The organism is Vibrio sp. Vb1755, assembly GCF_033338635.1.
In the GTDB taxonomy this organism is placed as follows: domain Bacteria; phylum Pseudomonadota; class Gammaproteobacteria; order Enterobacterales; family Vibrionaceae; genus Vibrio; species Vibrio alginolyticus.
Genome location: NZ_JAWOTA010000006.1, coordinates 133,065 through 157,914, shown reverse-complemented (window position 1 = coordinate 157,914; position 24,850 = coordinate 133,065). Strand labels below are relative to the sequence as shown.

General features: G+C 43.7%; 22 protein-coding genes. 7 read left to right on the top strand and 15 right to left on the bottom strand.

Annotated features, from left to right (window positions below; genetic code table 11):
• Window positions 1–456 precede the first annotated feature (456 nt).
• Window positions 457–1,452 carry a transporter gene (locus tag R7E00_RS08405; RefSeq protein WP_005380160.1) on the top strand — a complete coding sequence of 332 codons (996 nt, stop codon included), beginning with the start codon at window positions 457–459 and terminating at the stop codon, window positions 1,450–1,452.
• A gap of 224 nt (window positions 1,453–1,676) precedes the next feature.
• On the opposite strand, the gene R7E00_RS08400 is transcribed toward R7E00_RS08405, so the two are convergent.
• Genes R7E00_RS08400 through R7E00_RS08385 form a run of 4 tightly spaced genes read right to left on the bottom strand, consistent with a single transcriptional unit; the run spans window position 1,677 to window position 4,254 of the window.
• The gene (locus tag R7E00_RS08400; protein ID WP_005380163.1) at window positions 1,677–2,243 is read right to left on the bottom strand and encodes a hypothetical protein; all 567 of its coding nucleotides are present in this window, start codon (window positions 2,241–2,243) and stop codon (window positions 1,677–1,679) included.
• A 54-nt stretch (window positions 2,244–2,297) separates the two neighbouring features.
• Entirely contained in the window at window positions 2,298–2,975 is a 678-nt protein-coding gene (locus R7E00_RS08395; RefSeq protein ID WP_033905563.1) for a C39 family peptidase, read from the bottom strand.
• A gap of 5 nt (window positions 2,976–2,980) precedes the next feature.
• The gene (locus R7E00_RS08390; RefSeq protein ID WP_005380167.1) at window positions 2,981–3,304 is read right to left on the bottom strand and encodes a hypothetical protein; all 324 of its coding nucleotides are present in this window, start codon (window positions 3,302–3,304) and stop codon (window positions 2,981–2,983) included.
• Window positions 3,305–3,324: 20 nt separating this feature from the next.
• Window positions 3,325–4,254, bottom strand: a complete 930-nt coding sequence (locus R7E00_RS08385; protein ID WP_005391691.1) for a hypothetical protein — start codon at window positions 4,252–4,254, stop codon at window positions 3,325–3,327.
• Between the two features lie 568 nt (window positions 4,255–4,822).
• On the opposite strand from R7E00_RS08385, the gene R7E00_RS08380 reads away from it, so the two are divergent.
• Window positions 4,823–5,467, top strand: a complete 645-nt coding sequence (locus R7E00_RS08380) for a helix-turn-helix transcriptional regulator (RefSeq protein ID WP_005380169.1) — start codon at window positions 4,823–4,825, stop codon at window positions 5,465–5,467.
• A gap of 123 nt (window positions 5,468–5,590) precedes the next feature.
• Here the strand turns inward: R7E00_RS08380 and chrA are convergent, their stop codons facing one another.
• Complete coding sequence (gene chrA, locus R7E00_RS08375) at window positions 5,591–6,730, bottom strand: chromate efflux transporter (protein WP_017820434.1); 1,140 nt, start codon at window positions 6,728–6,730, stop codon at window positions 5,591–5,593.
• Between the two features lie 112 nt (window positions 6,731–6,842).
• On the opposite strand from chrA, the gene R7E00_RS08370 reads away from it, so the two are divergent.
• The gene (locus R7E00_RS08370) at window positions 6,843–7,760 is read left to right on the top strand and encodes a LysR family transcriptional regulator (protein WP_152560881.1); all 918 of its coding nucleotides are present in this window, start codon (window positions 6,843–6,845) and stop codon (window positions 7,758–7,760) included.
• 170 nt (window positions 7,761–7,930) lie between these two features.
• On the opposite strand, the gene ebgR is transcribed toward R7E00_RS08370, so the two are convergent.
• Window positions 7,931–8,917 carry a transcriptional regulator EbgR gene (gene ebgR, locus R7E00_RS08365; protein ID WP_025768213.1) on the bottom strand — a complete coding sequence of 329 codons (987 nt, stop codon included), beginning with the start codon at window positions 8,915–8,917 and terminating at the stop codon, window positions 7,931–7,933.
• A gap of 420 nt (window positions 8,918–9,337) precedes the next feature.
• On the opposite strand from ebgR, the gene R7E00_RS08360 reads away from it, so the two are divergent.
• On the top strand, window positions 9,338–9,925 hold the full coding sequence (locus R7E00_RS08360) for an outer membrane beta-barrel protein (RefSeq protein WP_017820436.1): 588 nt from the start codon (window positions 9,338–9,340) through the stop codon (window positions 9,923–9,925).
• Between the two features lie 38 nt (window positions 9,926–9,963).
• Here the strand turns inward: R7E00_RS08360 and R7E00_RS08355 are convergent, their stop codons facing one another.
• Window positions 9,964–10,515, bottom strand: a complete 552-nt coding sequence (locus tag R7E00_RS08355) for a gamma-glutamylcyclotransferase family protein (RefSeq protein WP_025768214.1) — start codon at window positions 10,513–10,515, stop codon at window positions 9,964–9,966.
• A gap of 182 nt (window positions 10,516–10,697) precedes the next feature.
• Here R7E00_RS08355 and R7E00_RS08350 point away from each other — a divergent pair, with 182 nt between their 5' ends.
• Window positions 10,698–11,882 carry an NnrS family protein gene (locus tag R7E00_RS08350; RefSeq protein ID WP_033905560.1) on the top strand — a complete coding sequence of 395 codons (1,185 nt, stop codon included), beginning with the start codon at window positions 10,698–10,700 and terminating at the stop codon, window positions 11,880–11,882.
• 73 nt (window positions 11,883–11,955) lie between these two features.
• On the opposite strand, the gene R7E00_RS08345 is transcribed toward R7E00_RS08350, so the two are convergent.
• The 5 genes from R7E00_RS08345 to R7E00_RS08325 form a co-directional block, all read right to left on the bottom strand.
• Window positions 11,956–12,909, bottom strand: coding sequence for a CorA family divalent cation transporter (locus R7E00_RS08345; protein ID WP_005391702.1), 954 nt, complete (start codon window positions 12,907–12,909; stop codon window positions 11,956–11,958).
• Window positions 12,910–13,185: 276 nt separating this feature from the next.
• A complete protein-coding gene (gene glpD / locus R7E00_RS08340; RefSeq protein WP_033905559.1) occupies window positions 13,186–14,745 on the bottom strand; it encodes a glycerol-3-phosphate dehydrogenase in 1,560 nt (519 codons plus the stop codon).
• Between the two features lie 177 nt (window positions 14,746–14,922).
• On the bottom strand, window positions 14,923–15,714 hold the full coding sequence (locus R7E00_RS08335) for a DeoR/GlpR family transcriptional regulator (protein ID WP_005380192.1): 792 nt from the start codon (window positions 15,712–15,714) through the stop codon (window positions 14,923–14,925).
• Between the two features lie 159 nt (window positions 15,715–15,873).
• Window positions 15,874–17,391, bottom strand: a complete 1,518-nt coding sequence (gene glpK, locus R7E00_RS08330) for a glycerol kinase GlpK (RefSeq protein WP_005380193.1) — start codon at window positions 17,389–17,391, stop codon at window positions 15,874–15,876.
• Window positions 17,392–17,450: 59 nt separating this feature from the next.
• Window positions 17,451–18,305: an MIP/aquaporin family protein gene (locus R7E00_RS08325; RefSeq protein WP_005380195.1), complete on the bottom strand. Its 855-nt coding sequence runs from the start codon at window positions 18,303–18,305 to the stop codon at window positions 17,451–17,453.
• Between the two features lie 896 nt (window positions 18,306–19,201).
• Between R7E00_RS08325 and glpT the strand changes: the two genes are divergently transcribed.
• Together glpT and glpQ are read left to right on the top strand one after the other, a co-directional pair.
• Complete coding sequence (glpT, locus tag R7E00_RS08320; RefSeq protein WP_005380199.1) at window positions 19,202–20,566, top strand: glycerol-3-phosphate transporter; 1,365 nt, start codon at window positions 19,202–19,204, stop codon at window positions 20,564–20,566.
• A 56-nt stretch (window positions 20,567–20,622) separates the two neighbouring features.
• Complete coding sequence (gene glpQ / locus R7E00_RS08315) at window positions 20,623–21,678, top strand: glycerophosphodiester phosphodiesterase (protein WP_025768218.1); 1,056 nt, start codon at window positions 20,623–20,625, stop codon at window positions 21,676–21,678.
• A gap of 81 nt (window positions 21,679–21,759) precedes the next feature.
• Here the strand turns inward: glpQ and dapD are convergent, their stop codons facing one another.
• The 3 genes from dapD to R7E00_RS08300 all read right to left on the bottom strand — a co-directional run bounded on the left by dapD (window position 21,760) and on the right by R7E00_RS08300 (window position 24,815).
• On the bottom strand, window positions 21,760–22,791 hold the full coding sequence (gene dapD / locus R7E00_RS08310; protein ID WP_005391708.1) for a 2,3,4,5-tetrahydropyridine-2,6-dicarboxylate N-succinyltransferase: 1,032 nt from the start codon (window positions 22,789–22,791) through the stop codon (window positions 21,760–21,762).
• Window positions 22,792–23,115: 324 nt separating this feature from the next.
• A complete protein-coding gene (locus R7E00_RS08305; RefSeq protein WP_005391709.1) occupies window positions 23,116–24,099 on the bottom strand; it encodes a GGGtGRT protein in 984 nt (327 codons plus the stop codon).
• 23 nt (window positions 24,100–24,122) lie between these two features.
• Window positions 24,123–24,815 (bottom strand): iron-sulfur cluster assembly scaffold protein, encoded by a 693-nt coding sequence (locus tag R7E00_RS08300; RefSeq protein WP_005386501.1) that lies wholly within the window; start codon window positions 24,813–24,815, stop codon window positions 24,123–24,125.
• Window positions 24,816–24,850 lie beyond the last annotated feature (35 nt).

The following is a 24,850-nucleotide window of genomic DNA, read 5'->3' as shown; positions in this document are numbered from 1 at the left end:
TCATTGTATTTATAATTGTTAACGCATTGTTAACTTTAGCATGTTAAATCGCGACACGGGAATGCATTTTGATGAAATATGTGGGGAAGATAGCGTTAGTTATGGTTGAAGTCGGAGCGACTCGATCTAAAAAAGCAATGTGATTGATGCTACGCAAAAGAGAACAGGCTTTTCAGCTGTTATGTCATATCGACTTCATACTAAGAGCACAGGTAAGCAATTTATTTTATTAATAATATTGCGAAAACATAGAATCTATCCTAATTATTTATTAACTAGTGGCTTAGTGTTGAAGATAAGTATAAATGTCTCCTAATTTCTTCAAAGCGCCAAACTTAAAGGTATGTCGTGGTTTTGAAGTAGCTATACTAATCTTACTTTGGAAAGTTAGGAGCTTCACCTCAAGCTATTGCCTGAGATTACTTGGGTACGATCATCAGCAAAAGGAAAGATGTGATGTTACGGAAGACTTTACTGGGTACCTATCTTTGTAGTTTATTCATTGCGGGGAATGCATATGGTGCTGAAGGAGATGATATTCCTCAGCGCGCCCAAACGGTTGGTGATGTTATTGAGCGCCCAGGCGTTCTCACACCTAAAGGTAAATGGTCATTTGATTCGTCTTTAAGCTATACACAAAACTCTTCAAACAAAGTATCTGTTGTTGGGTATACAGTCTTACCAACTCTGATTGTTGGGCGAATTGAAGTGAGTGATTCGGATAGGACTACAGTAACCGTTGGATTAACTGCTCGGTACGGTTTAACAAACGCCACAGAGTTAGAAGTTAGAGTGCCGTATGTGTATCGTAATGACCAAGTTTCTACGCGCCCCATTCAAGATGGTTCAAACAGTGAAGTAGTAAACACAACGGTGGATGGCGGAGGGCTTGGTGATGTAGAGTTCGCATTGAGGCACCAGTTTAACTTTGAGTCTGCGCCATACTGGGTAGGTGGCCTTAGAGTAAAGTCGGATACAGGACGATCGCCTTATGATGTTTCTATTGAAGATGGAAGCAACTCATTTAGTGATGTCCCTACAGGTTCGGGTTTTTGGAGTTTTGAGCCTAATTTATCTCTTATTCACCCTGTTGATCCTGCGGTCTTGTTCGCTAGTCTAAGTTATATTTATAACTTAGAGGATACTGTTACAGTTGGCGACACAAAAGCTGATGTTGAACTTGGAGACACTATTTCTCTTTCAGGAGGAATGGGGTTTGCGGTGAATCCTGATCTTTCATTCTCTTTAGGACTTAGCCATAAAACTATTTTAAAAAGCAAAGTAAATGGCAGATCGGCAGATGATGCTAAGTTGCTTCAATTAGATGCATTAACTTTTGGTATAAACTATGCCTTTAGTGAACGCTCATCTATCAATGTTAGTGCTCAAGCTGGTCTTACAGAAGATACTCCCGACTTTCAATTAACAGTACGAGTACCTTTTAATTTGTAAAATGGATATTAGGCCCTTGAGTCTTGGGCCTAATTTATCGTTAGCGCCTAGTGTTCGCATTATAAATTGATTGGATTATATTGGATAAAGTAGGTATATATTCTTAAAATGATGGTGGCCTATTGATATATCTACCTTTCTTTTGGTATGTAATCATAGATATCAGTCGTTTCTAATATCAAAGAAGCTTAACGTGACAATTTTTCAGATAAAAATGGAAATGCTCATTGAAGGTGGTTCAATAAGGCGTCTTCTAATTGTTGGTTTGCTTTGATTTCCCGTATTACCCCATTTACTTGAGCATCAATGTCTACGAGCGTGCTAAGTCCAATAATACTGTTATCTTTCGTGTTTTGAATAATATTGATAATACTTGAATTTATAAAGTCTGAACTTATTATATTAGGATTTTGAGACGAAGGCATTTTGGGTGAATCTATAGAATCATCTCCAATAATATTTCCTTCACCAAATTGTATGATGTTAACAATACCCTGGTTGAAAATATCTCCACTTTGATTTTCACTATTTGCGCTAATGTTTTTTAAATTACCATTTTCAATTACTAAGTTGGCAATGTTTGTGTTCAAAATATCATCGCCATTTATAGTCGTAGTAATGCTTAATCCAATATTAATAATATACTCGTCCGTAATTTGGAAGCCACCTCGATATTCTTCTAAAGATAAATTTGAAAGAGGAGTAAGTTCTTGCAGGCCAACATCTTTAGCATTCACATTAAAATGAGGTATTAGCATACAAAGCACTAACAAAAATTTATTGTAGTTCATAATGCAGGCCTTTCAGGTTGTTTAGTTCTTAAAGTTATTTAAAACAATGTTATATTAATTTTCACCGGAAACTGGGAGAGTAATGCTAAATACCCCTAAGGAATCTCTAGACACTCCTGTTTTTAATGGTGATCTTTGATATACGGTGAAATTATCATTGGTTATAAAGCTAGACCTTCCCATTTCCGCTTCGTTACGGACCAGTAACACAATTCCTTGGTAATATTTTTCAAACTCATCCAGTTTCATTATCATGGTTCCTCTAGAAGGGTCTCCTAGAATAACTGAGTGATTGTTTATACCTCTGATGACAACAAAATGCATATACCCATCGAAATTAACGAGAGTAATCCCAGGGACGCCGACTTCTTTAATTTTCTCCAATCCTACTTGAAAGCCGTCAGAACGTAACCCTATGGAATCCAAGTAAAACTTCATATCCAACAAAGAAAAACCTTTCTCTTTGATTTTTTCTTTATCACCTTTTTCAAACATGCTTTTGAAGATATCTTGTTCAGATGACTCTGTTGCATAATGAAAAGTGAGAAGAGAAGCCAGGGCGGCAGAGCCACAGCTGAAGTCATACTGTTGGCGAAAAACATCACCGAACACTATTTCTTTGTAGCTTTTAACAGGAACAGAGTAATGTGCTCGGTAAGGTAGCAGTTCTAATGAAATGGCTGATGCTGAATAAACGAGCATCAGCCAAATTACGTTATTTAATACTTTCATATTGTTTACTTGAGTGTCAGGTTAACGACGGTAGAGTTCTGGATTAAAACGTTGTTTCCGCTGTTCTGAATTACGTTGGATATACCCGAACTGTCTGCGAACGCTCCACTTGATAGTATATTGTTACCACTCACGGTGTTTGACGCGACATTATCTGACGAAATACCATTGATATCTGATTCTGCATAAACCAAGTCGAGTTCAACATTTTGTCCACCTCTTGATTCATTCATGATATCCAAGCTAACTTCTCCGCCAGATAATGCAATGTCATCAGCGAGTGCAGTGCAGGCAACTATCATACTCAAAGTACAGATTGCCAAACGCATCGCTTTCTCCTACTAGTCGGTTACTCACCCCCAGTAAACACACTTGCATTAGTTGTAACAGATTGTTGTACAAGTGAATTTGAACCAGCATTCTGACCAACGGTAGTAATACCAGCCGCACCACCAAGACCACCAAGGGTGTTCATGTTTTCAACTCGAACTCGAGTATCATCCGCGTTAGTTGCATAAATAACTGATGCACCTGTAACACCACCCATTAGGCTTGAGCTCGCAACAACCATATCTGTATCCATATGGACTTGATTGAAGCTATCAACATTTGTTGAGCTCGAGTCACTTTGATAGTTACTATTGTCGTTAAAGCTGTTCGAGTTTGTTGTGCTTGAATCAGCGTAGCTACGGTTATCACTCTGGTTACGGTTGTCGCTTTGATTACGATTATCGCTGTTATCGTTAAAGCTACTGTTGATACTAGAGTCACTGTTGTCGTTGTTGCTACGTCTTACAGTAGTACTAGAGTCGCTGTTGTCGTTGTGGCTTCTATTTGTGTTAGTACTTGAATCACTACTATCACTATTTAGGCTCACATCAAGATCAGCACTGGTACTGTTGTCGTTAGCGTTAGACGTACTATTGTCGTTGTGGCTTTGAGCTGTGTTAGTGCTCGAGTTTGAGTTGTCGCTGTTGTTATTAAAGCTGTCATCAACACCAAGAGTTGCACTGTTGTCAGTGTCGCTGTTGTCGTTGAAGCTATGACCAATACCTAGTGACGCACTATTATCGCTGTTGTCGTTGAAGCTATCACCAACACCGAGAGATGCGCTATTGTCACTGTTATCATTGAAGCTGCCAGATAAACCGATATCGGTATTAGCGCTGTCAGTCCATTGCATGTTGTCGTCTCCATCATCGATCTCATTCGCGATTAGAGAGCCACTAAATAAAATTGCTGACATTGCTAAAGCAAGCCCTGTTTTGTTTAGAGTCATAACGATTACTCCATTTCCTGTTATTCCTGATTAAAAATGACTGCACTTAACTTCTTGCTGCTTCCTTCAAATGTTGTGGGAAGCGATGAAATTATAAGAAAGGATCAGTGAAAGCTGTTCTCATTATTGAGAATGATTCAGGCTGGAAGGGAGTATTTAGGTGCGTCTCTTTAAGGTGTTAAAGAAAAAAATAACATAATCATAATGTTATTTTTTGTATTTACTTTAAGTACTCATCAAGTATGAAATGAAGCCAATATAAAGAAGTAATTCGTTCTATTGCACTGAGCGGAGCAGTCATCCATTTTTTATAAATGGTATTTTATCCAATTATTATCTTTATTATTTAATATTATAAATCATATCCTTATGCTAACACAGGTTGAAAAGTATGGATAAAAATATAACATGTTCATACTTTTTAAGTCTTTTTCGGTGCTGAAAAGCAATGCGATATCATTCTGAAGTGCTATATTTTCTACTTAAAATGAAGATAAATTCTCTTTGCTATCCCCAATTAATTTTCTAACGGGGGTTGGTGAAACAGGTAAGTTAATGTGGTGGGACTATGGAAAAGAAGCACTTGATACTGCTAGCTGAGAGTAATTTACAAAGTAACTTAATAAAAAAACAGCTGTCTTCCATTCATGATGTCGATGTAAAGATAATGCAACCAGATGAAGTGGTGTTCAGAAGTCACTCACTCAGTATCGATTTGATGTTTATTGATTACGATTTTATGCGTCAGCTTGAAGTACAAGGAAAGTTACCAGATTTTGATCTATTTGGGTGGTCCTTTATGCTTCACAACGTCCCTTGTGAAAAAGTACAAACGGACTTACTGCATTGGAAGTTGTTAAAAGGAATTTTGCTCCGAAGTGCATCAGTGACACATATATGTGATGGCGCGGAATACGTACTGAAAGGTGGGTTGTGGCTACCAAGAATGTACCTAGAGAAGTTAGTCCTCAATTATCGGCATGCAAATTTGTCCGAAGAACAGCAGCATGATGAGTTAACATGCAGAGAAAAACAGATTCTAGAGCTACTTGTGTACGGCATTTCAAATCAACAAATTGCTTCAAGACTTTTTTTATCTGAAAGTACAGTGAAAAGCCATATATACAAGTTGTACAAAAAACTCGATGTCCATTCTCGTCATGATGCGGTTAAGTTGGTAAGAATGAACAATGGCTTAACCGAGAGAAGTTAAGTCACAATTTGTGATGCTCTTTTTATCGGGGTCTGTTCCGTTTTCACTATCTAATCTAAGCAAGGGCACTCGTATTTGAGTGCCCGTGGTTTATCTAGATTCAATAGTTGGCGTATCAGCAGGCTACATCATGCCCGTGACAAGGCCTGCTGCCACAAAAAACACGATCATCCATAGTACCGAAAGGTTGAGCTTTTTGTGTAGATAGAAACCCGCAATCACTAACGCCATGTCGATGGGAGCAACAACTGCGCTGCTAAATACTGGCTGGTAAAGTGCCGCGAGTAGTAACCCTACTACCGAGGCATTTACACCGTTGATGGCGCCGGAGACCAGCGGTTTGCCTGCCAGTGCTTGCCAGTTTTTAAGAACGCCAAGCAGTAAAAGAAACCCTGGGAGGAATACGCCAAGCGTTGCGATCAGAGCGCCTAAAATTGGCGTATCCGAAAGCTCATAACCGATAAAAGTCGCAAAGGTGAACATTGGCCCTGGTACAGCTTGTGCAGCGGCGTAGCCTGTTAAAAATGCATCTTGGCTGAGCTGGTCGCCAACAATGTTTTGCAGAAGCGGCAGCACCACATGACCGCCACCAAACACTAAACTACCAGCTTGGAAAAAATCACTAAACAGCCCAAGCAAAGGTAACGTATGAGCCACTAATGGTAAGCCGAGTAAAAGCACCGCAAATAGAGCCAATGGCGCGATAGACGGTTTAAACGGCTCGGCTGATGACGCGGAGTCTTTCTTCAGATATCGCGTACCGACAAAACCTGCTGCGATCAACACGAACATTTGCGTCATGATGCTTGGTGCCACCAGCAACGCAATCGCAGTCGCGACGCACAAACCCGCGGTCAGTTTACTTTGGCAGAAGTTTTTGTACATGCCCCAAGTCGCATCCGCCACGACGACGACTGCGAGCAGTTTTAGGCCGTGAACGATGTTTTGGAACACTGCGGTGTCGGTGATTTGGCTGCTCACCATCGCCAGCGCCAACATGATGATCACCGAAGGAAGCGTGAATCCGACAAATGCTGCGCATGCGCCACCTAAACCGCCACGTTTATAGCCTAAAGCAAAGCCAACTTGGCTTGAGCCCGGTCCCGGCAAAAACTGACTGAGCGCGACAATTTGCGCGTACTCGCTGTCATCAAGCCATTTCAGTTTCTCAACAAAGGTTTGGCGAAAATAACCAATATGAGCCGCCGGGCCGCCGAAGCTGAACCAACCCAGCCAGAAAAAAGTTTTGAATATGGTGAACATGTCGAGCCTGTTTATCTAAAAAGCATTGTTGCTAATTTATCGAATGCTCTAAAATGACTCAAATTGATGATTTTAATTTCATCTATGAATGAAATGGGATGAGGATGTTGGAGTGAAAGAGGACATTCAGTGGCGCAACATTGACTTGAACTTATTGGTGACGTTTTCCTACTTGTATCGCTATCGAAGCGTTAGCGTCGCGGCAGAGAAAAGTTACGTTAGCCAGTCGGCGATGAGTCATAGTTTGTCTCGTTTAAGGTTGTTGTTTGACGACCCGCTTTTTGAGCGAAAAGGGCACAAGATGGAGCCCACCGAGCACGCTCACCACATCGCGCCAACTGTGCATCACTTGTTGGATTCTATCGCCAAAGACTTGCTCACTAAGTCTGCCTTCCAACCTGAAAATTACGCGGGTGTATGTCGCATCGGGTTAACGGATTATGCCGAGTTTATCTTTGCTCCTCGGCTTTATGACGAAATACGCCAGCGCGCCCCAGAGGCGCAGATCAGTTTTATTAACGTCAATCGTAGCAACTACGTGGCATTAGCTGAGCACGAAAAGCTCGATGTCATTATTGGCAGCATGCCGGTGTTGGATGACAACTTTGAGAGCTTGTACTTGTACACCGAAAAACACGTGTGCATGTGTGATAAACAGGTGTTGAAAGGGGAAACACAGCTGTCTCTGGAAGCGTTCGCGAACATCGAGCAAGCTCTGGTAAGTCCCGATGGGAGCTTAAAGACACAAGTAGACCAAAAGCTCGCAGAACATGGCTTGAGCCGCAAAGTCACCGTGGCGTCGCGCAACTTTCTCACTATTCGGCATCTATTGAAAAAGCGCGATCTCATTGCCATCGTGCCAGAAAAAATGGCGTTGGCGGAGGGCTTTTCGGACGATCTCATTACTGTTAAGCCGCCGATCGCCGTTGCGGATTTTGATATTGCCATGCTGTGGCATTCCAGCCGAAACAATGAAGACAAAGGCATTTGGCTACGCGAGTTGGTTTCTTCGACCATCACCTCTAAATGATAAACATTTGGGGCACTCATGGTGCTTAGAGTGATTTGTTGTTGAACTTCTTACTACCCGCTGAGTTATCGGCGTTACGCCGAAACAGTACTGATTGTGCAAAATGAATATCTTGGGTTAGGGGGGGATGTTCCAGATTTAATTCATAAAAGAGATTAATGGAAAAGGTATCATTGAGTTGTACCACGTAGTTTAAGCTCTGTTTGAACGTATACATGAAGAGGGAGTAAGCGTCCATCTCGGTATTTTTCCACTAGTAAGTTCACTCCCTGAGTTCCCATCAACTCAGAGTGAATACGAATTGTAGACAACGGCGGAAAGGTAAAGCGAGCAGTAGGAATATCATTCATACTAATCAGTGTAATATCCTCTGGTATCTTTAAGCCAAATTCATGGATTGCACGTACTATGCCAATCGCGATGGAGTCTGAATCAATGAATACTGCTTTCGGGAAGTCACCTTTGGCTAGCATCTCTTTCGCTAAGTTATAACCGGACAAACTAGAGCAGGCACAATAGTGTATATCATGTTCTGCGACCACGCCTTTTAGATAGCCATAGTCCAAAAACACATTTTCACGAGTGTCAGCTGCGTCGTGCTTGTCTTGACCGCCAATATAACCGATGCGGCGGTGGCCTCGTTGTACAAAGAAATCAACTACTTGCCTACTGATTCGAATAAGGTCGACATCAACGCAATCATAAGGGCAGGTTGGATCTGAAAAGTTTATGTAGCAAATGCTATCGGCTAGACGTTTAGGTAATTTATCTACTACCTTTTGGTCGACATTTCCGACTAAAAGGACACCTGTTATCTTTTTCGTTTCAACATCAATTTCACTGTTATAGCAATTGGTTAGCGTAATACCTAATTTGTCGCATTGCGTTTCAATCCCATGACGAATTGATAAGTAGTAAGGGTCATTCACCTCTGTTTCTTGTTTGTAGTTATATAAGGCTAAAAAGTGATGTTTTTGCTTAGCTTCTTTGATGCCTTTCTTCGAGCTACTGGTGCGGTACTCCAGTTTTTCTGCAATTTCCAAAATGCGGTATTTGGTTTCTTCTTTAACGCTCAACGTTGGGTCGTTGTTCAAAACCCGCGATACGGTTGCAAGTGAGACGCCTGCTTCAATGGCGATATCTTTTAGCTTTGCCATGTAAATTTCCCGTTGGCACTGCCCAAGTGTGAGCTCAATAATCTGACTATTTTAAACAGCTACTTAGATATGCACAAACCTTTAGTAAGACAGTCCTAAACACTTTAAATCATCATATCAAGCCAAATTGTTTTCATGAAATAGACTCTATTGAGTAATAAATAAAGCCGTAAACGTAAGGATTATATTGCTGTAAAAATACTGAAAAACGCGACTGGTTTGGAAACTTGCTACTTGTGGTAACTCTAGTACTTAATAGGACTCGAGCTGTTTAGAGTTTAATCAAGCAAACGTTTTATTGTTCATGTTTATGTTTTGTGTCTCATTTTATAAACAAATCAATAGGAAAGTATTCAACTCTATTTATAATCTCCGCGCTTTTAAAAGCTGTCTAACAGTATGAAAAATTAGGAAATTATAATGAAAAAAGTATTGCCATTATTGGCTTTAGGTGCAGTGGTTGCTTCAGCATCAGTTCAAGCAAAAGGTAACTGGTATGTTGGTGCTGATTTGGTAAATTCAGATCTTAAAGTTAAAAGCTTGTCAAAAGATCTTTCTGCGACAGGTCTTAGCCTTGCTGTAGGTAAAGAGCTTCAATATTCAGAAAACTTCAAACTAGCTTTTGAAGGTGAGTACATATACTTTGGCGACTTTGAAGAAACATTTTCTTACATGGGGTGGCCGGTTAAATTTAGTGTTGATGCTTCTGCGTTCAATTTCAATGCGAAGCCTAAATACCAATTTGCAGGTACAGGCTTCTATGTTGGTGCGATTGCTGGCCTTGGTGTAATGAGTGTTTCTTATGAAGTGAAATCATCTAGCACTGTTACCGATGATGGTCGTGATGTAGGCTTTAACTACGGTGTTGAGGCTGGTTATGAGTTCGCTTCAGGTTTGGTTGTATCTGGTGGCTACCGTGCTTCTTCGGTAAGTATTGATGCCGAAAACGGTGGCAGCGAAGATTTTGATTTTGACAGCCTGTACGTTGGTGTTGATTACAAGTTTTAAGCTCGCGTAAGCAAAACATAGATACTAAAAAGGAGCCGTTAGGCTCCTTTTTTTATTAGATTATCAATCAACTCATAATGGTGATCTTGTACGCCTGCAAGGTTGCCATATTTGGGTTGGTGGCGGTCATTTTCTTTCGCGTGTTGCCAGCCAATGGTGTGACGCACAAAATGCTCTGCAAACGCGTGGGAAACTTCCAAGCAACCTGCCAGTACGGTATCAACATAACTTTGCATGATTGGGCTCTTTTCGCATGGTGGTAGTGGCTCGTCTTTTACGTAAACCCAAATGTCATGTTCTTGGTTAAAACTCGCATCTGTTTCGATTTGATCTGGCTGAAGTTGAATACGATGATAACCTCGCTCACGGCGGTCGAATTCTGCGAGCGCTTCTTCATTTACTTCGAGTAAAACGCCATTAACCTGTCCATCGCCTTGGTTCACCACTAATGGAGAGAGGCTGTAGCTGTCGTCAATCTTCCCCCAGTAGCGAACCAACCCATGTGCTATGACGGGAATGGCTTCTCCCGTTTGTCCGGTTAACTTACGCGACGCAGAATTAATCAAACTGCCATAGCCAAATATGTACATTGTCGTTGCATCCCTTAACTGATAGTTGTGCCTCTCATGTTTATACCTAACCCGCATCTGAAGCACAACTTTACCTCTTAAGTATAATCTTAATTATAAACATGTATTTTTTATACATGTTTATGGTAGCATCAATATGTAGTTGAGTTAACCAGCATCGAGAGACGCTTGAGGGCAAGATAATGCTGAATATCACCGATAAAAAAGTAGAAGAAAAAATCCCCGCATGGCTGCGATTAGGCTTTCGGCCGTTTTTTCTGTTTGGGTCGATTTACGCCATTGTTGCGATTGCGTTGTGGGTGTGGATGTTCCAAGGCGGACAGCCAAACGCATTAGCCGTGCCTGCATTGTGGTGGCACGTACATGAAATGTTGTTCGGTTTTTCGATGGCCATTGTAGTTGGCTTTGTACTGACCGCGGTACAAAACTGGACTGGCATTAATGGTACCAAGCATTACATGCTTCTGGCTTTATTTGGCTTGTGGTTAGTGCCCCGCATATTGCTTTGGACACCAGCACCGTTATGGTTAACCAGCAGTATCGAAGCGGTATTTTTACTGTTTGTCGCCTATGAGGTGGGCATTCGTGTGTATCGAGCCAAAGGTTGGCGTAATTTGTTTTTCGTTCCACTGTTTCTTTTAGCCATCTTTGCGAACTTTGCAAGCTACGCAACGATAAAAGGTATGCCGCCCTTTAGCTCTTCAGCGGTGTGGCAAGCAATGCTGTGGTGGTTTACCTTGCTGTTGTCAGTGATGGGCGGACGTGTGATTCCATTTTTTACTGCGCGTCGATTTAATTTCGAAAAAGCGCAACCATTGGCTTGGTTAGAGTGGTTCGCGAACTTGCCATTGGTAATGCTATTTGTGCTGAGCTTTTTCCCTGTGACGTTTGCAGAACTAGGTAGTCCTTTGATGCTATTTGCAGGTGTTGCTCAGTTGGTGCGTTTTGTTCGCTGGAAACCTTGGTTAACCCTGAGCGAGCCTTTAGTGTGGTCGCTGCATGCTGCGTATTTGTGTTTACCACTAAGCTTAATTTTGCGAGGCGTCTGGGGAGATGCATTTGCCAGCCATAACCTCATTCACCTGTTTGCGATAGGTGCGTTAGGCGGTTTGATTTTAGCGATGATTGCACGGGTGACGATGGGACATACTGGTCGCATGATCTACAAAGGGCCAAACATGAGCCTTGCGTTTACAGCGATTACCGCGGCAGCTTTGGTTCGCAGTTTCGCCGTGATCTTTGACCCAGCGAACATGATGCTGTGGATTGATATCAGCGGCGGATTATGGATTGTTGCGTTTGGGCTGTTTGTGTGGCGCTTTGGTGTGATGCTTGTGACCCCTCGTGTGGATGGTCACCCCGGATAAGATTCTAATGTGAGTAGAGAAAAGAGGAGCCGCGTGCTCCTCTTTTGGTTTTTGTTCTTTATAGGTTTAGTGTTTATTCGTCTTCGTCGTCCGCTTTATTCGTGAGCCCCAAGCGTTTAAATAGCCACCACTCTAGACCAAAAATGACAATTAAGGCGATGCAGAACCAGGTGAATGCCATGGTGGATTCCACGCCTGGCATTCCACCAACATTGATACCGAGTAAACCTGTTAAGAAGCTGGTTGGTAGAAAAATCGTTGCTACCAAAGTAAACAGGTAACTGTTTTTATTGGTTTTCTCATCACGATGATGTTTGATCTCTTCTTGGAAAAGCGCCACTTCTCCAAGATAAAACTCAAGTGTTTCATTTATGCGCGTAATATTATTGTGTGCGAAGCGATATTGATGAGGTCTCAAAGCAATCAATTCTGATTCTGACTCCACAAGATCACGGATAGCGTACTGCTGAGGGCGAATAAAACGCTTGATAGAAATCAGTGCTTTTTGAGTCGCCATATGTTTGTACGTCGATTCATCATTCACGTCGAACTGGTTTAGTGTTTCTTCAATTGTATCAAGGTAAATGTCTATTTTACTGTTTAATCCTTCAATGATCTGATGAAGTAAACTAGCAAGACTTTTTGGGCCTTTGTGTTCCGCTAATGCTTGGCGAATCTCCATGATCGCGCGTGATGGAATTTTACGAGTTGAAATGAGTGCGCCTTGAAAGTAGAGAATTCGAATACTAAGCATATCTTCTGGTGATGCATTGCCGTTCATATTGACGCCTCGTAAAATCAACATGAAGTTCTCGTCATCTAAAGGATGGAAAGATGGTCGGCTTTCGTCGGCTAATAGATGATCAACCGTAGCTCGAGGTACTTGGTTTTGCTCCAGCCAACCACGAATATCAGGATGCAGCCGTTCGCAATGGTACCAATGCTTAGCTTGAATTTGCTCTGCCGTGGTGGATTGTTGAGTTGCTTCTGGGGTTGAGAAGTCCCAATGTTCAATCATAAAACCCATTTTCTTTTCCTTGTTTGAGCCGATACCAAAATAACCTCAAGATACTTCTTTCGCGAGAATTGCATTGCCATACAGAGGCAATGCTCTGAGTACGGTACTCTGAAGTCATTGATGCATTATTTTTCAAATGAGTATGATTGTATTTAACGCCAAATGTCTATGAATAGTTGTTCTTATTTGCAATCGAGTGGAGCGCACCAAGGTGTTGTGCTTAAACAACAAAACAAAAAGCCTGCAACTAAGCAGGCTTTATTGTGGGGGGAGGGAGGGGAGCTGTTAGCCAACTTGAGAAAGATTAACCACTTTCTGTTGTAGCTTTTTCTTCAAATAGTCCGTTAAGGCCTGTTTTTCTTCCTCGTTCATGTAAAGACCAAGCTTAGTACGGCGCCATAAAATGTCTTCATCGGTCATTGCCATTTCATGGTTCATTAAGTAATCGATCTCACGTTGGTAAACACCACCGGCTTGTGTCGAGAACGTTTGTCCTAAGTCAGCTTCACTTGTTGTACCTTCCATTAAGTTCCACGTTTGGGTACCAAACTGAGTGACATAACGAAGAATCAATGCTTCTGGCGCCCAAGTGTATTTAGCATGAATTTGTTTCGCTAATTGTTCACGACTACAGCTGAAGTTACCACCAGGAAGGGTTTGGTTGGCCGTCCAGTCTTTACCCATTTCAGGTAGGAACGGAGCAAGTTTCTTCATTGCTGCTTCACCTAACTTACGGTAGGTCGTTAACTTACCACCAAAAACAGAAAGCAGAGGTGCATGGTCGTATTCCGCATCGAGCTCTAGCGTGTAGTCTCGTGTGATTGCTTGCGGAGAGTCAGATTCATCGTCACATAAAGGACGAACACCGCTGTATGTCCAAACTACATCTTCGCGAGTCAACTGGTGGACAAAGTGTTGGTTTACGATATCAATGAGGTAATCGACTTCGTCATCTGAGATCGACACTTCACGTGGGTCACCTTTGTATTCCACATCTGTTGTACCAATGATTGAGAACTTATCTAAGTAAGGAATCATAAATACGATGCGATTGTCTTTGTTTTGAAGAATGTAGGCTTGCGGTTCGTTGTGGATACGAGGAACAACGATGTGCGAGCCTTTGATTAAGCGAATGTTACGAGGAGAGGCTTGCTCTAATCCATCATCAAAGAACTGTTTTACCCAAGGCCCCGCAGCATTGACTAACGCTTTCGCTTTACGTTCGAAACGTTGGTCTGTCATCACATCGTGAATAGTAACATGCCAGATACCACCTTCACGGTGTGCTTTTTCCACGCGGCAGTAGTTACGCACTTCAGCATGGTTTTCGCGAGCCGCAAGAACGTTCAGTAATACTAAACGTGCATCATCAACCCAACAGTCAGAGTATTCGAAACCCGTTTTCATTTCTGGTTTTAGCAAGCCAGATTTCGCAAGGTTGACGGTTTTACTGCCTTGCAGCGTCGTACGTTTACCCAAGTTATCGTAAAGGAAAAGGCCACAACGAATCATCCAAGCTGGGCGTAGGAATGGGCGATGCGGTAAACGGAAACGCATTGGTAGTGCGACGTGTGGTGCTTTACGAAGAATAACCTCACGCTCTGCGAGCGCTTCCGAAACTAAACGAAACTCGTAGTGTTCAAGGTAGCGTAAACCGCCGTGTATCAGTTTAGAACTTGCTGAAGAAGTCGCAGATGCGAAGTCATTTGCTTCGTATAAGCCAACACTCAAACCTCGGCCAGCTGCGTCTGCTGCAATACCAGCTCCGTTAATGCCGCCACCGATTACGATCAAGTCTAAGGTAGTGGATGAGCTAGTAGTGGAAGCATTATTTTGTATACTCATAAATTTGACCTCTTGGTGAGCGAACGAGCATTTTAGAACATAATGTAATCCTAGCTCAGGTTTCGTTTGTGATCATCTATTATTTTCGTTTGTGAGCGTTTTGTGTGATTTAGACACAAAAAAAACCTCTGTCTAATTAAGACAGAGGTCATTTGAGGGGGAGTTATACGATTGACGTTACTCGTTTTCGGAGTTTGATTCGTTAGCTTCAACCACTTCAAGTGGGATAGAAGCTTCCTTCAAAATTGACAAGATTTCTTCTGGTGGCTGCTTATTGGTAAAGATCATGTTGAGCTGTGCAATATTGCCTAGTTTCACCATAGCATTGCGCCCGAACTTGGTGTGGTCTACGGCAAGAAATACACTACGGCTATTGTCAATGATCGCTTGTTTGACCCGGACTTCGTGGTAATCAAAGTCTAATAGCGAGCCATCGAAGTCGATACCGCTAATGCCGAGAATGCCAAAGTCGAGACGGAACTGTTTAACGAAATCGAGGGTAGCCTCGCCAACAATACCGCCGTCTCTGCTGCGGACTTCTCCACCCGCTAAGATGACTTTGATTTCAGGGTTAGGGAAAAGAATGGTCGCAACATTGATGTTGTTGGTGACAACACGCAACTGTTTATGGTTTTTATTGAGCGCTCGCGCAACTGCTTCTGGTGTGGTGCCGATATCGATGAATAGTGTGGCACCATCTGGAATGTGTTTGACTACCTCGTCTGCAATGACATCTTTTTCATTGAAGTTGAGCGCTTTACGCGTGTTGTAAGATGTGTTTTCAGAACTGAGAGGAATAGTGGCTCCACCGTGATAACGACGAATTTTGTTGTCATCGGCGAGTTCATTGAGATCGCGTCGGATGGTTTGTGGGCTGACATTGAATCTTTCTACTAACTCATCCGTGCTGACATAGCCTTGTTTTTTCACCAGCTCAACAATCTGCTGGTGTCGAGGTATTTGCTTCACTTACCACTCCCTTGTGCATTGGTAACGGCCAATGCTTCAAATTCGAAGCTCTATTGTGCTCGAATTTGCTCGTTGTGAGAAGTAAGCGAGTTCAGGAATCGGGGATAAAGCGCAAAAAGAGCGCACAAATGGCGCTCTTTTTTTCTTATGGAGATGAGATTAATCTTCTTCGTCGTGAAGTTCAGACCAGGTTTGTGCACATTTCACTGCACGTTTCCAGCCCTTGTAACGACGATTGCGTTTTTCTTCATCATCGTGTGGCTCAAAGGTGCGATCAAGTACCGCTTTATTCTGCAACTCATCAATGCTATCCCAGTAACCAACTGCAAGGCCGGCAAGGTAGGCTGCACCAAGAGCGGTAACCTCAGTTACTTGAGGGCGGTGTACTTCTGTGTTCAATACATCGGATTGGAATTGCATTAGGAAGTTGTTCGCTACTGCACCACCATCGACGCGAAGGTTCGCAAGCTTAATGCCTGAGTCAGCTTGCATCGCATCCAGTACGTCACGAGTTTGATAAGCGATGCCTTCCAATGTTGCACGGATGATATGGTTTGAATTCACACCGCGAGTAAGGCCGACAATCGTGCCACGTGCGTAGGCATCCCAGTATGGAGCGCCTAAACCAGTAAATGCAGGCACGACATAAACGCCGTTTGATGTATCCACTTTTGTCGCGAAGTATTCAGAGTCTTCTGCACCGTTTAGGATTTTCAATTCATCGCGTAGCCATTGGATAGAAGCTCCACCCATGAATACGGCGCCTTCAAGTGCATAAGCTGGTTCGCCTGCAGGACCACAAGCCAAAGTAGTTAGAAGGCCATGTGTCGAAGTGACTTTTTCTTGGCCAGTATTCATTAGCAAGAAACAACCCGTACCGTAAGTGTTTTTCGCTTGACCCGCTTCAACACACATTTGGCCGTAAAGCGCCGCTTGTTGGTCACCTGCGATTCCAGAAATAGGAATACGAGTACCGCCTTTACCACCGATGTTGGTTTTACCGTAAATTTCCGATGAGCGCTTCACTTCTGGCATCATAGATGCTGGGATGCCAAGCTCATCTAACATTTTTTGATCCCAACATAGATCGTTGATGTTAAACAGCATGGTACGCGATGCGTTAGTGTAGTCGGTTACGTGAACGCGACCTTGAGTCATCTTCCAAACTAACCAAGTATCGACAGTACCAAACAACAGCTTGCCTGCTTCTGCGTCTTCTCGTGCGCCTTCAACATTGTCCAGAATCCATTTAACTTTGGTACCTGAGAAGTAAGGGTCAAGCACCAAACCAGTGTTGTCACGTACATAGTTTTCGAGACCGCGTGCTTTTAAATCTTCACAGATATCAGCAGTACGGCGACATTGCCATACGATCGCATTGTAAACGGGTTTACCTGTTTCTTTGTTCCAGACGATGGTCGTTTCACGCTGGTTAGTAATACCGATAGCCGCTAATTGGTCGCTACGGATGCCAGACTTAGCTAGAGCTTCTACTAAAGTAGAGCTTTGTGTTGCCCAGATCTCCATTGGATCATGTTCAACCCAACCAGCTTCTGGATAAATCTGAGTAAATTCGCGTTGCGCGACGCTTACGATGTTCGCATCGTGATCAAGAATCACTGCGCGAGAGCTTGTTGTACCTTGGTCCAGGGCAACAATGTATTTTTGCTCAGTCATGGTAAGAATCCTTTTGTTTCGTTATTTATATTTTAGTAAATGTTCGAGTTACGTCAGTTTTAAGCTCTAGCTTCTTCTGTTTCTTCTTCCGTCTCACATTGGTTTGGAATCGTACAACCGTGGCCTTGTTGTGGAAGGTAAGCGGCAATCGCTTTTGGATACAACCAACCACCAAAACACGCACCTGCAATCGGAGCAAGTAAAGGCACGATAAAGTAAGGAATGTCTTTAGCACCTGTCAGAGCGTAATCCCAACCTGCGAAGTAAGCGAACAGCTTCGGTCCAAAGTCACGAGCAGGGTTCATCGCAAAGCCTGTTAGTGGGCCAAGTGAACCACCGATGACGGCAATCAAAATACCGATCAATAGAGGGTTCATTGCGCCACGTGCTGCGCCGTTATTTTCATCGCCCAGAGCCAGAATCGCAAACATCAGCACAGCAGTGATAACGAATTCCACAGCAAAAGCACCAAAGAAAGAGAGGGAGGCATGCGGATAGGTTGAGAAGATACCAGCAGTTGCTAGTGCATCTTGGCTGCTGCGAACGAAGTTATGAGCGATTTCGTAGTCGGTGAAAAGGTTGCTGTATAAGCTGTATACCAATGCAGCAGAACAGAATGCCCCAAGCATTTGAGCGATAATGTATGGCACCACTTTCGCCTTATCAAAACCATGGAACATAGCAAGTGCGATGGTAACGGCAGGGTTGATGTGTGCACCAGAGACGCCAGCCGTACAGTAAATAGCGATGGCGACACCGAAGCCCCATACAATACTGATTTCCCATTGTCCAAATGATGCGCCTGTTAGAACTAAGGCTGCAACACAGCCTACGCCGAAGAAAATAAGTAGTCCTGTACCGATAAACTCGGCCAAACATTCTCCGAGCAGAGAGGGGTGTTTGTTCGTTGTCATGTTAAAAGTCCTTTGATCATTTTTGCCTGTCTAGCACGGTACTATTGTGCATATATAAACGTTTGCGAAAACAAACGAGCGTTAAAAATGAGCGTTTGAGCATAAATTTGTTAATCAAAGTCTTCGTTTTTGTTAAATGGCGCATCTTTTAACCGGAAAAGAACACAACGAAAATAATTTATTTGTCACGAGGCCAGTGTTGAGAGCGCTCAAATTACCGATGTGAAAAAGAATGCACAACTGGTAAGAGGAGTTTTGTGAAGCTGCTACGTGCTTGGAGATTTATTACACAGAACTTGTGTAGCAGTTAACCCTAAAGGAGTAGGAGGATGTCAAATGTATCAAGGGCTAGCAGTGATATAAAAAATACGCAGTCATGTTTGGACTTTTAGAAAAAATCGTCATCCCATTGGTACCAATAGGATGAGTTGATAAGAGAATAAACGCTGTTAATGTCTTGTGTTTGTGAATCATTGCTTCGGCTTGTATTCAAATAAAAATTGTTTTTTTTATTTCGTTTGATGCTAAACGTGATCGTTTTTCAGCTTTTTAGTTATTAGTTGGTTCGGAGCGAGTAGGGCAGGCGTAAATCGCCCTTTTTACGGTTAGTTTATGTTCTAATTCGAGCCTTTGTTTCAAAGGTTTCGAATTGGAATGCTCAAGTGAGAGGTTTGAACATCAGTTTCATATTAACGAATCTTGAGTAAAGTTGAACGATGATCTAATTAATGCTCATATAATTTACTGTATTTACTTATATTTAATCCATGTGCAACATTTGTCACAGAAATAAAATCCTAACTCCATACAATTCATGAACTTTCGAACGAAGATTTATTTTGTTTCGTTCGCTCCTTTTGTGTTTTTACCATCGCATACAAAATAATGAGGTTCCTATGTTTGGAATATTCAAACCTAAGGCGCACATTGATCGTCTGTCCCCTGGCAGCATCGATAGCACCTACTCTCGCCTCCGTTGGCAACTCTTTATCGGTATCTTTGTTGGCTACGCCGGTTACTATCTAGTTCGTAAAAACTTCAGTTTGGCGATGCCTTATCTTATCGAGCAAGGCTTTAGCCGCGGAGACTTAGGTGTCGCCTTGGCAGCTGTTTCCATTGCATATGGTCTCTCTAAGTTTCTAATGGGCAGCGTTTCAGACCGCTCCAACCCTCGCTATTTCCTTAGTGGCGGCCTATTGATGTCTGCATTAGTGATGTTTTGCTTTGGCTTTATGCCATGGGCGACTGGTAGCGTCACTGCGATGTTCATTTTGCTTTTCTTAAACGGTTGGTTCCAAGGGATGGGGTGGCCTGCTTGTGGCCGAACCATGGTGCACTGGTGGTCACGTAAAGAGCGTGGTGAGATCGTTTCGGTTTGGAACGTGGCGCACAACGTGGGTGGCGGCTTGATTGGTCCACTATTTATTCTTGGCCTGTGGGCATTTAATGATGATTGGCGCACTGCATTTTATGTTCCTGCATTTTTCGCCACGTTGGTTGCTGTGTTTGTTTGGATGACGGTTCGCGATACCCCTCAGTCTTGTGGTCTGCCTCCGATTGAAGAGTACAAAGACGATTACCCAGATGACTATGACAAGTCCCATGAACAAGAAATGACAGCGAAGGAAATCTTCTTCAAATACGTCTTCAACAACAAACTTCTTTGGTCGATTGCAATTGCAAACGCATTTGTTTACCTAATTCGTTACGGCGTACTGGACTGGGCACCTGTTTACCTAAAAGAAGCGAAGGATTTCTCGGTAGATAAATCGTCATGGGCTTATTTCTTATACGAATGGGCTGGTATTCCAGGAACACTATTGTGTGGTTGGATCTCTGACAAATTGTTCAAAGGTCGTCGTGCACCTGCTGGTATCTTGTTTATGGTGCTAGTGACAGTTGCAGTGATGGTTTATTGGTTTAACCCTGCGGGCAACCCAACAGTAGATATGATGGCGCTTATTGCAATTGGCTTCCTAATCTATGGTCCGGTTATGCTGATCGGTTTGTACGCACTTGAACTCGCTCCGAAGAAAGCCGCAGGTACTGCCGCTGGTCTTACTGGTTTGTTTGGATACTTGGGTGGGGCAGTTGCCGCAAACGCGATTTTGGGCTACACCGTAGACCACTTTGGCTGGGATGGTGGCTTTATCATCTTAGTGGGTTCTTGTATTACTTCTATCGTGTGTTTGATGTACGCCTTCTTAGGTGAACGTGCGCACCACGAGCAAAAAGAGCGCGAGAAGGAAGCGCTAGCGTAATATTTATTTAAAGAGGCAGTGGAATACTTCCTCTTCGCTTTATCAAGGAAATAACAATGAAAACAAAGTCAGTATGTCTTACTTTTTTAGCACTTAGCCTCTCTGCTGGTGCGATTGCGAAGCCGCTTGTCATTGCGCACCGTGGCGCATCGGGCTACTTGCCTGAGCACACGTTAGAAGCCAAAGCACTTGCTTACGCAATGAAACCTGACTACATAGAGCAAGATGTGGTAATGACGAAAGATGACCAGTTGGTCGTGTTGCATGACCATTATCTCGATCGCGTAACGGATGTTGCGGAGCGTTTTCCTGATCGTGCACGTAAAGATGGTCGTTATTACGCGATTGATTTCACTCTGGCGGAAATCAAATCCTTGCGAGTAACTGAAGGCTTTAATATCGATGACAAAGGCAACAAAGTAGCGGGCTATCCAACCCGATTCCCTATGTGGAAATCTGATTTCACCGTGCCGACGTTTGCTGAAGAGATTGAGCTGATCCAAGGCTTAAACAAAACGCTGGGTTATGACATCGGTATTTACCCAGAAATTAAAGCGCCTTGGTTCCATCGTCATGAAGGTAAGGACATTTCTAAAGCAGTACTTAAAGTCTTGAAGCAGTACGGTTACGGCTCTCAAGACGACAAAGTCTACCTTCAGTGTTTTGATGCGAATGAACTTCAACGCATCAACAGTGAACTCATGCCTGCAATGGACATGGACTTAAAGCTCGTTCAGCTTATGGCTTACACGGACTGGAACGAAACTATGGTGTACAAAGGCGACAAGGCAACACCATACAGTTATGACTGGATGTTCGAAGCCGACGGAATGAAGAAAGTAGCGAGTTACGCGGAAGGAATTGGACCTTGGAAGCCGATGCTGGTGGATGATAAGTCAACCAAAGACAATATCATCATCAAGCCGTTGATGAAGGCTGCAAAAGACGCTGGCTTGCAAGTGCATCCATACACGTTCCGCGCCGATCCAGGACGCATTCCAGCGTACACTGACAGCTTTGAAGGCATGATGGATGTGTACTACAACCAAGTAAAAGTGGATGGTTTGTTTACTGATTTCCCAGATAAAGCGGTCAGCTTTTTAAATCAGTAATCACGCATTTTGCTGTAAGCTAAAAAATCCCCCAACAGTTTCCTGCTGGGGGATTTTTCGTAGGGCTAATTCACGAATGAATTAGTTGTTTTTATGCAGTTCGCTGTTCAGTTCAACCGCGCTCTTGTTTGCAAGACACTCGATTTGACCTGTTACAGAGTTACGACGGAACAGTAGGTCAGAAACACCAGCAAGATCGCGGGCTTTCACAACTTCTACTTCTTGGCCTGCAGAATCTAGCATGCGCACTTTAGAACCAGCAGTTACGTACAGACCTGATTCGATAGTACAACGGTCACCCATTGGGAAGCCAAGACCTGCGTTCGCGCCTAGTAGAGAGTTTTCACCGATAGAAACCACAACTTTACCGCCGCCAGATAGCGTACCCATGATAGATGCGCCGCCGCCGATGTCAGAGCCGTTACCAACCACTACGCCAGCAGAGATACGACCTTCAACCATGCTCACGCCTGTTGTACCCGCGTTGAAGTTGATGAAGCCTTCGTGCATTACCGTTGTGCCTTCGCCAACGTGTGCGCCAAGACGTACGCGAGAAGTGTCAGCGATACGAACGCCAGTTGGTACCACGTAGTCCACCATTTTAGGGAACTTGTCTACGCAATCTACGCTTAGTGCACGACCCGCTAGGCGAGCTTCGATTTGACGCTCTGCTAGTTCAGGTAGGTCGATTGGACCTTCATTAGTCCATGCGATGTTGTGTAGTAGACCGAAGATACCGTCTAGTACCGTACCGTGTGGTTGAACTAGGCGATTAGAGATAAGTTGAAGTTTTAGGAAACCTTCAGCAACGCTTTGTGGCTGCTCGTCAGTTGCAAGGATAACCAGTACAAGTGGTTGTGCTGATTCTGCTGCTTTTGCTGCGAAAGAAGCGTTTGCCGCATCGCCGTTTGCTTCAAATGCTGCTGCCAGTTCTGCGCTTTGTGCTGCAGAGATCTCGATAGCTTGGTTGCCTTGCTCATAACCTGCTACTGCTGCTAGTGCGTTAACAAGCGCTTCGCTTGGGTTAAGAACTGGGTTTGGGAAAAACGCTTCGATGATTTTGCCGTCGCGGTTTTTAGTTGCCGTACCAAAGGCTAGAGAGAAGAAAGCCATAGTTGATCTCCATGTGTTGAGTCTTGTGTCTCGTCTGTTCACTGACAAGAAATAATTAAGTTGTCGGTCATCATAAAGAGAGTGTTGGGGAGTTTAAAGAGGGGAAATGGAGAAAGTCCGTAGATGGATACCTTTTGTCTTTTTAGAGATATGTTTGTCTGATGAGAAATGTGTCGCAAAGCCTTATCAGGCCGATTTTGGGCAGAGACACAGTGAAGTGGGAGAAGGGAGCATCGCAAAAAAATAAGGGGAGGACCGAAGTCACTCCCCCTACACTGGGTTTGTTGGATTTACTGACTTTGGATAGTAAAGCGATAAATCGACTTAGAGGCTTAGCTCACCGACCTCTACTGCAAGTGCAACCGTTGCCCCTACCATTGGATTGTTGCCCATACCGATGAAGCCCATCATCGCTACGTGTGCTGGTACTGAAGAGCTACCCGCGAATTGCGCATCGGCGTGCATGCGACCCAAGGTATCTGTCATGCCGTAAGAGGCAGGACCTGCCGCCACGTTGTCTGGGTGTAGAGTACGACCAGTACCACCACCTGATGCCACAGAGAAGTAAGGCATGCCTTCACGGTTACGCTCTGCTTTGTAGATGCCTGCTACAGGGTGTTGGAAGCGAGTCGGGTTGGTTGAGTTACCAGTGATGCTCACATCCACTTGTTCTTTATGCATGATAGCCACGCCTTCACGCACATCGTCTGCACCGTAGCAAAGGATCTCACCACGTGGACCTTGGGAGAAACGGCGACGTTCTACTTCCACTAACTCACCAGTTTGGTAGTTGTACTGAGTGCGTACGTAAGTGAAACCATTGATGCGTGAGATTAGGTAAGCGGCGTCTTTACCCAAGCCATTTAGGATAACTTTCAACGGATTTTTTCGTGACTTGTTCACGTTCAATGCGATTTTGATAGCGCCTTCTGCCGCTGCGAATGACTCATGGCCCGCAAGGAAAGCGAAACAGCCACTTTCTTCATTCAATAGACGAGCCGCCAATGCACCGTGACCGATACCCACTCGGCGTTGTTCTGCGACGCTGCCTGGTTTTGTGCAGGCTTGAAGGCCTTCACCGATGATGTTTGCAGCTTCTTCAGCTGTTTTTGCTACGCGGAAAATCGCCAAAGCAGTGCCTAGCGTGTAGGCATCGGCAGCGCTTTCAAACGCGATAGGTTGAGTGTCCATCACTAGTGCTTTAGGGTCGATACCACGATCCATACAGTATTGGTAAGCCTCTTCCAGAGAAGAAAGTTGCATTTCGTCTAATGTGCGACGTACAGATTCAGTAATTGGAGTGTTCATAATCTCTTTCCTCTTGGTGGCAATTATTGTTGGCGTGGGTTGATGGTAGTTACGGCTTCGTCAAAACGACCGTAAGTCCCCGTCGCTTTGTCTGCGGCTTCTGCAGCAGATACGCCTTCGTTGATGGCTTTCATCATCTTGCCGAGGTTGAGATATTGGTAACCAATCACTTCTTTGTTTTCGTCTAGCGCGAGTTTTGTTACATAGCCTTCAGCCAACTCCATGTAACGCACGCCTTTTGCTTTGGTTGAGTAGCTAGTACCCACTTGGCTGCGTTGAGTTTGACCAAGATCTTCCAATGCCGCACCAATTTCTAAGCCGCCTTCAGAGAAAGCAGATTGCGTACGACCGTAAACAAATTGAAGGAAGATTTCGCGCATCGCGACGTTAATAGCATCACATACCAAGTCGGTATTCAGTGCTTCAAGAATGGTTTTGCCTGTTAGGATTTCTGCGGCCATCGCTGCTGATTGAGTCATGCCTGAACAGCCGATCGTTTCGATCAAAGCTTCTTCGATGATGCCGTTTTTGACGTTAAGGGTCAGTTTTGCTGCGCCTTGTTGAGGAGCGCAAGCACCAACGCCGTGGCTAAGACCAGAAATCGCGATAACGTCTTTTGGATTGATCATTGCGCCTTCAACAGGGATCGGTGCAGATGCATGAAGATCGCCGCGTTGAATCGGGCACATTGATTGGATTTCGTGTGAATATTGCATAATGTTTTCCCAGTGTATTTTTATTTTTTGAGAAA